The sequence below is a fragment of the Spirosoma pomorum genome (assembly GCF_054776615.1).
This window is the reverse complement of sequence record NZ_BAAHBP010000002.1, coordinates 474466-487110: the sequence shown is the minus strand read 5'-3', so window position 1 is coordinate 487110 and position 12645 is coordinate 474466. Positions and strand designations below refer to the sequence as shown.

Below are 12645 nucleotides of genomic sequence, written 5' to 3'. Positions count from 1 at the left end.
GATCGTTTTTAGGAGGCTAGTTTTGCTGAATGACGTATTTTGCCGTATGAAGTACTGTTTTCTATTTCTTTTCGGGTTTCCTCTTTTCGTGCAGGGACAGGTAAACGAGCCGCTAAAAACGGAGCTGGATAGCATGTACACGCTTGACCAGCGCTATCGGGAATACATGAGCCGCGTTGACGGAGAGAAACCGTTGCGCGATAGTCTGACGGCTGTGCTTAAAGTCGGGCAGGGCAACCTGATGAGCGCGTTGTGGACTCAGCAGAGCAAAATAGACGTGAGTAACCTGGCCCGGACGGAAGCCATCCTGAAGCAGTATGGCTATCCTGGTAAGAAACTGGTTGGCGAACCTACCAATGAAGCGGTCTTTTACATCATCCAGCATTCCGATAAGATCGATACGTACCTGCCGCAGGTCAAACAAGCGGCCGAGCAGGGCGAACTCCCATTTCAGCTTTACGCCATGATGCTCGACCGTTCGCTGATGAACCAGGAAAAATCGCAGATTTACGGCAGCCAGGCAGCCTGCTACTCGTTACGTAACGAAAACAGGTCTCAGTGCTTTGTCTGGCCGATTGCCGATTATGATAAGGTGAACGCACTCCGCAAAAAAGCTGGATTCAAACAGACAGTCGAAGAAAATGCTCAACGGCTTCAAGCCGTGTACGAACGGACCACGGTAGAAGCCGTCAAACGTAAATACAAGTTGTAGATCATTACGCCTGCACCAGTTCGGCAAGTCCTACGCCAGAGTCGGCTGCACCGTAATAGACCCAGGTGGCACCGGGATGAGGACTGTCTTCCGGCCATTTAACCCAGCCGTTCGAGAAGACTACGTTTGGGAAGAAGCCTTCGCGTTCCCAGATTAATTCGGGTTGCAGCAAAGGAGACTCGGACCGGTCCAGTATGCGAGTGGGATCATGTCGATCCAGCAGGGCCAGCGCCAGCGAGTAGGCATGCGTGGCATCGGCACCATGGTAGCAGAGCAGCCAGCCTTCATCCGTCAAGATCGGTTCCGGACCACCCCCGATCTTGCTGCCTTCCCAGGCGAAATCTGGGTTTGTGAGTCCCCGGCCACCAAACAGAAAGGAATGATTTCCCCAGTGAACACCATCCGTAGAGTTAGCCAGCCAGATCGACGGTTTGCCAATTTCCGATACCATGGGACGGTGCATGAGCCAGTACTTGCCATTTATCTTTTCGGGGAAGAGCGCTACGTCCTTATTGGGGGGCGGTAGAATAATACCCAGCCGTTCGACGGTAACAAAGTCGGTCGTAACGGCCAGCCCCACCGCTGGCCCATGCTCCGACACGGCGGTATACGTAATCCAGTATTTACCCTCCAGGAACGTAATCCGCGCGTCTTCTACACCGTACGACTCGTCCATTCGGGCTGGAAATAGGAATGGTTTCTCATCAATTTCGAAATGAATACCATCCCGGCTCCGGGCTAGCCGCAGGTGGCTGAGCGACGTCAGGTATTGCTTCCCCCCAACCGTGACGATGCGAGGATCATAATCGCCATCGGGTTCGGGAAAGCGTTTGATGACGAGGGAAGGGACGCCGTTTTTTTCTTCTAGAAGTGGGACCAGGATTGTTCCTGCCTCCGCCACAGGAGCTTCCGCAACGCGGAGTAGCAGCAAAATCTCTCCGTTAAACCAACAGGCGGCTGGGTTAAAAGCGCCCAATACCTTAAAACCATCCATGGCGGGTTTAACATCACTAGTTTGCAAAATCGGCTGGTTGGAGAGTCGGCGGAGCTGGTAGTTTTTCATAAAATAGCGAGTATCAGGTCGTAACGGGAAAAAGGCTTTACGTATACTATTGTACTAACAATCGGGCCGCAGGGGTGTTTCTGATGATTTTTGCAAATAGTTGCCCAAATGGATAAACCTTCAGTTCTTTGGGACGTTAAGAGGAAAACCATTCTAAAACGACAGACTCTTTTTATCATGATTAATGTGCCAGCGTTCGACCAAGACGTGTTATTGATGAACCCTGACCCGGAATCGGCTGCCTTTGATGACGATGACGACGACTTTGACGGAGGTGCCGAATTCGACGAGTTAGGGTCGGGGGCTACCAGCGGTTATGGCGATGATGATCTCGCTGACATCGAAGACGACGAATTCAATGACGATGACCTAAGCGAAGAATTGGACGAGGACGTAGCCGATGACCTCGACGACGATGACGATTACTAGGGTCCTTGCGTAAAGAAAGACCAACCTGACGGGCCGGGTAATCCCCGGCCTCGTTGCTAAATAAACCAGACCAATGACAGAGCCCGAAGAAGAAATCGTAAAACACTCCGACGCCAATAACGAAGGAACGGCACCCGATAGCGAAACGCAGTCGTCGGCGGCTAGTGCCGATGGTGGACGTACTACCGAAGAGGGGTCACGTGCCAGCAGCGAACCTGCCGAAGGAGGAAGAGAATAAAACTGGTTATTTAATTGACCAGCCGGTCAGGCACCGTTTTCGGCTGCCGACCGGCTGTTTAGTTTAATACGGCCAGTACCGTCTGGCATTTCATTTCTGTTTCCTGCCATTCACGTTCTGGGTTGGAGTCTTCAGTAATGCCGGCACCCGCGTAGAGAGTTGCCTGGTCGCCTTCCAGTTTCATGCAGCGCAGGTGAACGAATAAGTTACTGGCTGACCCTGAATGTTGCTCAGGCTGACTGATATTCACCGGTCCCAGAAAGCCCGCGTAAAACTCACGATTGTGAGCTTCGTGCCGCCGGATGAAATCAAATGCCCGGTCGCGGGGCATTCCGCAAACGGCCGAGGTAGGGTGTAGCAGACGCAACATAACCGTACCGAGTTGCGGGTAGCGCACTTGCTGGGTATCGACCGTAAAGCTCGTGCAGAGGTGCATCAGATTACCCGCAATAATCGTTTTGGGACCTTCTTCGAGGTATTCCCGCAGCCGGATCTTCTTGAAGCACTCAATGATGTAGCGGTTGACCAGCGCCTGTTCCTCAATTTCTTTCTGCGACCACATCGCTTCGGAGGGGCGCTTGGGCGTGCCATCCGCTTCGAACGCTGACTGCGTACCAGCGAGCGACACTGTCCTGAATATGTCATCCTGATCAACACTGACCAGTCGTTCGGGCGTAGCACTAAGCCAGACCTGGCCCGTTTCCGGCAGGTACACGGCTGAGACGAACGCCGTCGGGTACCTGGCACAAAGTTTGTCAAACAGCGAAGTGACCCGTGGCGCCTGATCAAAGCGAACTCGTTTGACCCTTGACAGAACGACCTTGCGAAATTCGCCCCGCTGCATAGCCTCAATGGCGTCCGTTACGTTCCGGATATAGCGACTCTGCTCGTTGGGATCGGTCAGGTCGGTCAATGCAGTAGCCGGCTGAGTGTCGTTGTCGGATGCTTTTTGCGGCCGACGAACGATCTGCTGGATCTGGTCCGCCAGGGTATTCGACGAAATGGTTACGTTAGAAATACCCGTTGCGGAGAAACTGGCCTGCAAATCCGCCCGTAAAAACAGCGTTTGTGCAGGAGCACTCGTTTCCGAATTCAGGTTGTCGAACGGGCTGAAAACAAAACCGGCGGGTAGTTCTTCCAGATCCGCGGTGACGCGGGGTAGAATTTCATCGGTCGAGATAATAAGCTGCTTTTCAGATTGATTGGGTAGCCGCCAGAGGGCCGCTGGATAGCCAAGCGCCTGAGCTGCGTCCCAAAGAGAAGCAGCAGTTGGAGAGACCGTATTGACGAAGTTACGAACAGAATCAGATTGCATAAACAGAAACCAGGCCCTTGCAGCCAGTCAATGAAATAACAGTTTGTTAACCGAATTTGTGCGCTTAATCGTCGTTTTTCGTGCAATAGATAGCATTCACCGGATTTCAGCGAACTTTACGCCACCCTCGGGCCAACTCAATAGCTATGATTCGCATTTTTCAGCAAGACGAAGCCGCCGTCCGCAAAATACGGGATATCGACTCGTTCTCCGATACCGAACGAACGCTGTGGGTCGATCTACAGAATCCGACTACGGCCGAAATTAAAAGCGTCGAAGAGAAGTTTGATGTCGATTTTCTGAGTCAGCAGGAGCTGCTGGAAATTGAAAGCAGCTCCCGCTACATCGAAGAAGATGACTTCATGATCGCTAATTCCAACTTCCTGGTGCCGGATCAGGAGCAACGATACGTAACCGTACCCGTTAGTTTTCTATTAAAAGATGATACGCTGTTCACATACCGGAATGCCGATCTGAAGTCGTTCGCCGATACGGTTAAACGGATTAAATCGCGCCGGGCGCTGTTCAGCGATGGCGCCCAGATTCTAATTTCTATTTTCGAGTCGCGCATCGACTACGATGCTGACTTGATCGAGTTGGTGTCGGGTGAGATCAAGGCTATCAATCGAATGCTCGATCTGGATGCGAATCTGGATAAGGAAATGCTGCTGAACATCAACGATTACCAGGAACTGACCATGTCGATTCGGGAGAACGTGGTCGATAAGCAGCGGGTAATTTCGGCAATGATTCGGTCCGATGGCTGGTTTAATGAGCAGGAGCAGGGACGGCTGCGAACGCTGATCAAAGACATTAACTCGCTGATCGACCATACGAACTTCATTTTTGAGCGGCTGGAGTTCCTGCAAAATACGTACCTCGGTCTGATTGACCTGGAGCAGAACCGGGTCGTCAAAATATTTACGGTCGTGTCGCTGGTGTTTCTGCCACCGACCTTACTCGCCAGTATCTGGGGAATGAACTTTGATGAAATGCCCGAAATTCACTGGAAATACGGATACGTGTTTGCGCTGGCTATGATGGTGCTTTCATCAGCATTGACGGTGTGGATTTTCCGCAGAAAACAATGGCTCTAACCAAACGGAGTTGAACAACGGAAGAATGAGTGGGTTAATCCACAAACAAATGTATTCACGTATGTACACGCCAACGTCAAACCTTTCGCGCGCGCTGACCAGTGGGCTGGTTGGAGCCGTCGCGCTGAATATCCTGCACGAAACGGTTCGTCAATTTGTGCCGACTGCGCCCCGCGCCGATCTGTTAGGCGAACGTAGCCTTATTAAGGGGTTCAAAGCCCTCGGTGAAGAACCACCCAAAGGCAAACGTCTGTACGGAGCCGCTATGGTTGGTGATATTGCGTCAAACGCTGGTTATTACAGCCTGGTCGGGCTGGCCGATAAAATGCCGCTGGCTGCTGGAACCGCGCTGGGCGTGTTGGCGGGGATTGGTGCTGTTACGTTGCCCGGTCCCATGGGACTCGGCAAAGCGCCAACGACCCGTACGCCCGCAACCGTCGCCATGACCATCGGCTGGTATCTGCTGGGGGGTGTCATTTCCGGCGCTGTTTTCAAAAAACTGAATACGTAGGTTACCACAACAGAATCTGGTTGTGTGAGAACTGGTCGTACGAAAAGAGGCTTTATTGCCTTTTCGTACGACCAGTTTTTTATTCATGACAGGTATTAAACCTTTGTCACTGGTCGTTGTCAAACAATCAGTTATGGCACTTGCCACTACCTGTTCCGGCTATGAACGCGCTAAAAAAAATAGGGGTGATTTGTCTGATTGTCTGGATGGCAGTCGGAGTAGGGTTTACGGGAAGCGTTACGGCGCAGCCCGGTATGAGTGTGCCAATCGAGTCCTTCTATGACGAACTGGACCCGTATGGGCAATGGACGCAGTATCCGGGTTATGGCGATGCCTGGATTCCATCCGCTGGACCCGATTTTCAACCATATGCCAGCAACGGTCACTGGATTGTTACGGAATACGGTAATACCTGGGTGTCAGACTACGACTGGGGATGGGCACCGTTTCACTACGGGCGCTGGATATACGATCCTGCTTATGGCGGTTGGCTCTGGTTGCCGGGCTCGGATTGGGGGCCTGCCTGGGTAAGCTGGCGCTCGGGCGGTGGTTATTACGGCTGGGCTCCGCTGGGCCCCGGCGCTAATATTAACGTCAATGTCAACCTGCCAGCCTTCTGCTGGACATTTGTACCGCAGGCTTACATCACCAGCCCCCGGCTTTACAACTACCGGGTATCCCGGCCGAACGTGGTCAACATTTATCAGAACACGACCATCATCAACAACGTGTATCGGTCGAATAACCGGGCGTACGTGTATGGTCCTCAACGAATCGACATCGAGCGGGTTACCCGCCGGTCGGTCCCGGTGTATCGCATTGATCAGATGAACCGCCCGGGACGAACGATCATCAATAACGGATCGGTCGGTTTTTATCATCCTGGTAATGGGCGCACGTACAATCGCGATTACAGTCGGGCAGACCGGAATCGAGTCCGCGACTTTAACAACTACAATACGCCGAACTCCGCATACGGAAACAACTATCCTGGTGGGGTTCGCTCAACTGAACCCGCCGGTGGACGCCCGCGCGCCTACGAGCCCAACGCCGGGAATTACGGTCGGTCGGGAAATTCGAACGAAGGACGTGGTGGTTATGCTCCTAACGCGACGCCCAATCGCAATTATGACAGTCCGTTCAATAATTCGCCCGGCGGTCGGGCCTACGAACGACCCGAGCAACCACAGCGTACGTATCCCGGTAACGACGTAAACCCGAACCGATGGAATGGTGGTGCGCAGCCTGAACGATCCTACGGTCGTGGTGGGCAGACGGGAGGGATGCGGAATGAGTCGATGCCGAATGCTCGTCAGGAGCGGCCCTACCAACAAGCACCTACCAACGAGGGTTTCCAGGGCGGCAACCGTGAAATGGGGGGTGGACAGCGGGCTATGCCTAATCAGCCGGGGCAACCATCCAGTTCCAGTCCGGGACCATCCAGTCCGGGACCATCGATGGGGGGCGGTGAACGTCAGCACGGTAGCCGCGGTCCACGCTAGTTGATCAAAAGCAGTTCATAAACGTAAAAAGAATCCGACGATTTACGCCAACAGGCATAGATTGCCGGATTCCTCTGTTTAGGCCGAAATAAGTAAATGAGTGTAGGCAAGTTTTCCGAATAGTAATAAAAGAGTAAGGATAGAAAAAAAGTGATTACGGCTGTCACCATCAGAGCGTTATCGAGTCATAAGGGCGAAGTCAGGTTATAAAGAATCTGAGTAAATCCTTTCCATATCTCCCGTTTGTATGAGCGCTCAATTTACGGACGTAACTTTATTGATTACCCACTATAACCGCAGTCACTCATTGAAGCGACTGCTGATGGCTTTTCAGCAATTGGGTTGCACATTTGCCGACATTGTCGTGTCGGACGATGGTAGCCAACCTGAGCACCGCGCGTTGCTGAGTGACCTACAGCAACAGTACGGGTTAACCCTCGTAACAACGCCGGAAAATCGGGGACTCGGCAACAATATCAACAAAGGGCAGGATGCGGTGAAAACGCCTTACACGCTCTACGTTCAGGAAGACTTTGTGCCAAAACCCGCTTTTGTAAGTCGATTGCGACAGTCATTAGGCTTTATGGAAAAGGACCAGGGCCTGGATTATATCCGGTTTTACGCGTACCTGCCTTATCCGTACATGAAGCCTTACGCCGACGGGTTTTCGGAAACGGAGTTCTTGGGGTGGAAGCCTGATTACTACAAAATTTACGCCTATAGTGATCACCCACACCTACGCCGGAGTACGTTTCTGACTAAGTTCGGTCGTTATGTAGAGGGAATGAAGGTGGACAAAACGGAGTACCGCATGTGCGTTTCGTTTCTGCAAAACAAAGGTCGGGCATTGTTCTTTAATGATTTCAAGAGCCTGTTTGACCAACACAATGATGCTGCCGAGCCCAGTACCGTACAGCGCAGCCAGTGGATGCTTAGTAAAAATCCGTTTATTACGGTTCTGCGCAATACGTATCGTCAGGTTAAATACAACTACGATATTCAGTTCATGCGCCCGCTGGGCAAGTGAAAACAAGCGACATCATTCGTTGACTACATGTCAAAATCCCATCCGTAACCTTCGGGCCGGATGGGATTTTTGCTTGCCTAGGACCGTCATTAGTAGGGTAAACCGGTAACAAAGTAGCTTCGTTGCGGTTCTCCGCAGTAGGTAGCCAGCCTATCACTAGCTACATCGTCAACTAACCAATTACGTTATGAAAGCTGCCGTTCTAGAACATTACGGAGATCCGAGTGAGTTCGTCATAAAAACGCTTAACGCGCCAAACATCAGCAGTGGGCAGATTCTGATTCGGAATCGAGCTTCATCGGTTAACCCTATCGACGCGCTAGTTCGGGCGGGCAGTTTCCGGATCGCATCCGGCCTGTTCGGTGATCAAATCATCGGAAGTGATTTTTGTGGCGTTGTGATAGAATCGAAAAGCGACCGATTTAAGGTCGGTGATGAGGTATACGGTGCGGTATCGCCAGTGAACGGAGCCGCCTACGCCAGTGAGGTTGCCGCTGATGAAAACGTAGCGGCTCTGAAACCCACGACGATCAGCTTTGCCGAAGCTGCGACTTTGCCTGTGGTGGCGTTAACGGCCCATCAGGCTTTGCTACAGGGAAACCTGAAGGCAGGTGGCCATGTACTGATAAATGGCTGTACGGGGGGCGTTGGTTGTGCAGCCGTGCAACTGGCCAAGCACATGGGCGCAACCGTAACCGGTACCTGTAGTCCGGCGCATAACGAAGCGGCCAGCAAACTAGGATGCGATACAGTACTCGACTATGAAAAACCCCTGCCTGCCGATCAGCACTACGATCTGATTTTTGATACAGCGGGCAAAATGATCCTGTCGGACATAGAACAGCATCTGAAGGATGACGCCATACTGATCACGACCAAACCAGATACTGAAGGGTTTTCCAGAACTGTATCAACGCTGGTTGACCTGGTAAAACCTCGTATGAAAACAATAGTTATGGAAGCGAACACCGCTGATCTGACAACGGTTAAGGAGCTGGTCGAACAGGGAAAATTAGTTTCGTACGTAGCGCGGACGTTTCCTCTGGAGCAAATGGAACAGGCGCATCACATGCTGGAAGCGGGAGATTTTGTAGGGAAGATCGCTATCTCGATTGACTAATCAGCCGGAGTGTCTGATCAGACGCATGGTGGACAATTCGGCAAAACCGCCCACTTTTGTCTATCATGCGTTATTTTATTGAGTTATCGTACCGGGGGGGCGCCTACCACGGCTGGCAGACGCAGGCAAGTGGGGTTAGCATTCAGACTACGCTGGAAGCAGTGCTGACACAGCGTTTTCGGCAGCCCATTTTTGTGCTGGGCAGCGGACGTACGGATGCAGGGGTTCATGCGGCACAACAGTTTGCCCATTTCGACGTACCGACGGCGATTGATTGTTCGGAAGCCGTAATTCACTCGCTCAATTGCATGTTGCCTGACGATATTGGCATCCATTGCATCTTCCCCGTCCGGGATGGGGACCATGCCCGCTACTCAGCCACATCCCGCTATTACCAGTATCAAATTTCTCGGCAAAAAGACGTATTCGCCCCGGGGCTAGCGTACTACTTTCAACCCAGACTCGACGACGAGTTGATGAACGAAGCCTGCCACATTCTCTTAAAGTACACCGACTTTAAGAGTTTTAGTAAGGTACGCGCCAACGTAACGCATTTCCGCTGTCAGCTTGAGTTTGCCCGCTGGGAGCGAAAAAACGCTGATTCACTTGTGTTTCACATCAAAGCCAACCGATTTCTGTGGGGCATGGTCCGCACCATTGTCGGGACGATGATTGACATTGGGCAGGGTCATCTACGTCTAGACCAATTTGAGCAACTCATTCAAGCCCGCGATCGAACCCTACTGGGCCGTCCCGCCCCGGCCAATGGGCTTTGTTTAATGAAGGTTGGCTATCCAACAGGGGTGCTGGTGAATCGGCCGGCCGACTGACATAAACGTAAAAATGCTCCCCATCATAGGATGGAGAGCATTTTTATTAAAAAGTTACAGCGAAGAGCTTTATTTACCGTTACCCAGTTTGCCCGGTTTGTTAGCCGGTTGAGCGGTAGCTTTAGGCTTTGGGTTTTTGACGTAATTATCCAGCCAACCGTTCATTTCCCACAGCATGTGGAGCAACGATTCCTTGGCGGTGTAGCCGTGGCTCTCGTAGGGCAGGAAGACCAGTTTGCTCGTTACGCCAAAGCTTTTCAGGGCATTGTAGTAACGCTCTGACTGGATCGGGAACGTACCTGTGTTGTTATCAGCCTCACCGTGTACCAGCAAAATTGGTGTTTTTACTTTGTTTGCGTTCTGGAACGGCGACATCGTGTTATACACGTCGGGAGCCTGCCAGTACGTCCGTTGCTCGTTCTGGAAGCCGAAGGGAGTCAGCGTCCGGTTGTAGGCACCACTTCGCGCAATACCCGCTTTGAATAGGTTGCTATGCGTCAACAAGTTAGCTGTCATGAATGCACCATAGGAGTGACCGCCAACGCCGACACGGCTTGAATCGACAACACCCAGCCGAACACCTTCGTCGATAGCCGCTTTAGCACTGGACACCAGTTGCTGCACATACGTATCGTTCGGTTCCTTGTCGCCCTCACCTACGATCGGGATGCTGGCGTTGTCGAGGATGGCGTAACCCATCGTTACGAAGGCAGCCGCGCCCCAGTAGCTGATTCGGTTAAACTGGTAGGGCGATCCCGACACCTGGCTAGCGGCATCTTTACTTTTGAATTCCGCTGGGTACGCCCACAGGAACGTTGGTAGTGGGCCCTGCTCTTTTTTGTAGCCAGCCGGCAAATAAAGCGTAGCCGTCAGATCGACGCCGTCCGGGCGCTTGTAACGAAGCTGCTGCTTCTGAATACCCTTCAGCTGCGGATAAGGATGCGGGAAGAACGTGACCTGTATGGGGGCCGCGCCTTTCTTACCCTTCGTTAGCAGATTTGATAGGTAATAATTGGGGCTTTCGTCGGGTGTTTCGCGCGTAACCAGGATTGAGCGTTTTGCTGCATCCAATACCGCAACGGGACGTTCGAAATAAGGAGTCTGCGAGCGCCACAGTTCGGTCGTTTTCTTTGTCTTCAGGTTTAGCAAACTCACAAACGGGCGGTCGCCTTCGGGGGAGGAACCCTGACCGTTCAGCATCAGGATTTCGTTGTTCGGTAACAGATTCAATACTTCATAACCATACTGATTGTGCCGCGTGTCGGGCTGACCTGGGTTGCTGTATCGGTCTTCGTACGAGCGATCGAACAGAACGGCTGTCTGCCAGTTCGTCGGATCAACGGTCTTGGTCAGACTCTTGCGGCTCTGCCACCAGCGTTCGCTGGCCAGCGCCATTGTTGCGTTGCCCCACTCGAAGCCGCCAAACCGGTACTGAGCTGCGTAAATTTCTTTGGGCTGGCCGCTAAAGGGTGCTTCGACCATGTATACTTTATCCCGAATGTCGGCCTTCACTTTCGGATCACCTTTGTCCTGGGCTTCGGTGTAATAGACGGAAGCTGCTACGTCAGCACGCCAGTTGTAGTTACGAGGGCCAGTTGGCGCACCGTCGGCACTGTAGGCTACTGTTTCCTGGAGTGGACCATCGTTCAGCGTTTTTACCAGCGTACCGCCCGTGGCGAAAATGTCAGTGCGGAGGGGGAACCGGCTTACGGGAACGAGATAAGAAAATGGCGTATGTACCGTTTCAACCATCACGTATTTTCCATCTGGCGATGGATCTGCCGACGCAATGATACCAGCCTGGCCGATGTTGGTCGTTTGTCCATCAAGACCCAGACGCACTACCTGTGAGGTGGTATAATAAGCAAACTGTTTCTCATCGGAGGGGCTTTTGAGCAAGTCCTGGTACGTTGGTGCCTGACCACGCTGACCGCCTACGTTGGCCTGCGTCGTTGGCCCGACTGGGACGCGGCTAACTTCCGGGGCTGCTCCGCGGCCAGCAGGAATAATCCGGGCGACCAAACTTTTGCTGTCCGAAAGCCAGCGAAAGGGCAGGCCCATTGTTGCGTTCAGGTAAACTGTGCCAACGCGCTGCGCCTTGGCAGTAGCAACATCGGCTACGTAAAGCTCGATGTGCTCATCGGTCGAGTGAGCGAAGGCGATCTTGCTGTAATCGGGCGACCACTGTACGTAGCTAATGAGCGGCTTGGCGGGCAGACCCGTCAGGGGCATCTCCTCTTGCGAAGCGGCTACTTTTTTGAGCTTCAGGTTGGTGATGTAGCGCATCCGGCTGGGGCCGTTATTGGCAGGATTGAGCCGTAGCCCCGCCAGTTTGAGCTCAGGTTGGGCTAGTTCAGCGATGTCGGGCGCACCCGCCTGTTCCATAATCAGCATCAGATCGCCTTTATCCGATACGCTGATCGTTGGCGTGGGCGGGATAGTAACCAGGTCGGCCAGCGCCTTCGGTGGCGTTTGGTAGCCAGTAGCATCCTGAGCCTGAGCGCCCAGGGAAAGGACCATAGCCAGCGCAACGCCACAGACAGGAGTCCGCCACGTCAGGCTGCGTCGGGGTGATCGAGCCCGGGTAGTGTCAGAGTGTTGGTTCATGAAGTAACAGGTTTAGACTAAATCAGCTTTAAAAGTACGGCAGAACAAGTAATAATATGTACGCGTATTTATTAAAGCCAACACTATTCGGTTAAAATCATCTTTCTCCGAATAATAGTAAGTGGTAGCACTCGTATGCCAGCAGGATAATGTATTCGGAAGTTTATCAGTTGGGTCGTTATATGCGTTTAGAA

Annotated in this window: 12 protein-coding genes; 9 read left to right on the top strand and 3 right to left on the bottom strand. The window is 52.5% G+C overall.

The annotated features are described in order from the left end of the window. Window positions 1–46: 46 nt before the first annotated feature. Window positions 47–712, top strand: a complete 666-nt coding sequence (locus tag ACYVAD_RS07855) for a DUF6624 domain-containing protein (RefSeq protein WP_461138931.1) — start codon at window positions 47–49, stop codon at window positions 710–712. Window positions 713–716: 4 nt separating this feature from the next. Here the strand turns inward: ACYVAD_RS07855 and ACYVAD_RS07850 are convergent, their stop codons facing one another. After that, window positions 717–1775, bottom strand: coding sequence for a glycoside hydrolase family 130 protein (locus tag ACYVAD_RS07850; protein WP_461138930.1), 1059 nt, complete (start codon window positions 1773–1775; stop codon window positions 717–719). 177 nt (window positions 1776–1952) lie between these two features. Here ACYVAD_RS07850 and ACYVAD_RS07845 point away from each other — a divergent pair, with 177 nt between their 5' ends. Beyond that, window positions 1953–2204, top strand: a complete 252-nt coding sequence (locus ACYVAD_RS07845; RefSeq protein ID WP_461138929.1) for an adhesin — start codon at window positions 1953–1955, stop codon at window positions 2202–2204. A gap of 73 nt (window positions 2205–2277) precedes the next feature. Continuing rightward, window positions 2278–2442, top strand: a complete 165-nt coding sequence (locus tag ACYVAD_RS07840; RefSeq protein ID WP_461138928.1) for a hypothetical protein — start codon at window positions 2278–2280, stop codon at window positions 2440–2442. A gap of 58 nt (window positions 2443–2500) precedes the next feature. Here the strand turns inward: ACYVAD_RS07840 and ACYVAD_RS07835 are convergent, their stop codons facing one another. Then, a complete protein-coding gene (locus tag ACYVAD_RS07835; protein WP_461138927.1) occupies window positions 2501–3757 on the bottom strand; it encodes an isochorismate synthase in 1257 nt (418 codons plus the stop codon). A 146-nt stretch (window positions 3758–3903) separates the two neighbouring features. Between ACYVAD_RS07835 and corA the strand changes: the two genes are divergently transcribed. From corA to truA, 6 genes are all read left to right on the top strand, one after another. Next, window positions 3904–4854, top strand: a complete 951-nt coding sequence (gene corA / locus ACYVAD_RS07830) for a magnesium/cobalt transporter CorA (RefSeq protein WP_461138926.1) — start codon at window positions 3904–3906, stop codon at window positions 4852–4854. A gap of 49 nt (window positions 4855–4903) precedes the next feature. Then, window positions 4904–5365 (top strand): hypothetical protein, encoded by a 462-nt coding sequence (locus ACYVAD_RS07825; protein WP_461138925.1) that lies wholly within the window; start codon window positions 4904–4906, stop codon window positions 5363–5365. A 161-nt stretch (window positions 5366–5526) separates the two neighbouring features. After that, window positions 5527–6867 carry a DUF6600 domain-containing protein gene (locus ACYVAD_RS07820; protein ID WP_461138924.1) on the top strand — a complete coding sequence of 447 codons (1341 nt, stop codon included), beginning with the start codon at window positions 5527–5529 and terminating at the stop codon, window positions 6865–6867. Between the two features lie 247 nt (window positions 6868–7114). After that, complete coding sequence (locus ACYVAD_RS07815) at window positions 7115–7894, top strand: glycosyltransferase family 2 protein (protein ID WP_461138923.1); 780 nt, start codon at window positions 7115–7117, stop codon at window positions 7892–7894. 187 nt (window positions 7895–8081) lie between these two features. Further along, window positions 8082–9014, top strand: a complete 933-nt coding sequence (locus ACYVAD_RS07810) for an NAD(P)-dependent alcohol dehydrogenase (RefSeq protein ID WP_461138922.1) — start codon at window positions 8082–8084, stop codon at window positions 9012–9014. A gap of 65 nt (window positions 9015–9079) precedes the next feature. Next, complete coding sequence (gene truA, locus ACYVAD_RS07805; protein WP_461138921.1) at window positions 9080–9844, top strand: tRNA pseudouridine(38-40) synthase TruA; 765 nt, start codon at window positions 9080–9082, stop codon at window positions 9842–9844. A gap of 69 nt (window positions 9845–9913) precedes the next feature. Here the strand turns inward: truA and ACYVAD_RS07800 are convergent, their stop codons facing one another. Next, window positions 9914–12364, bottom strand: a complete 2451-nt coding sequence (locus ACYVAD_RS07800; RefSeq protein ID WP_461138982.1) for an alpha/beta hydrolase family protein — start codon at window positions 12362–12364, stop codon at window positions 9914–9916. Between the last annotated feature and the right edge of the window lie 281 nt (window positions 12365–12645).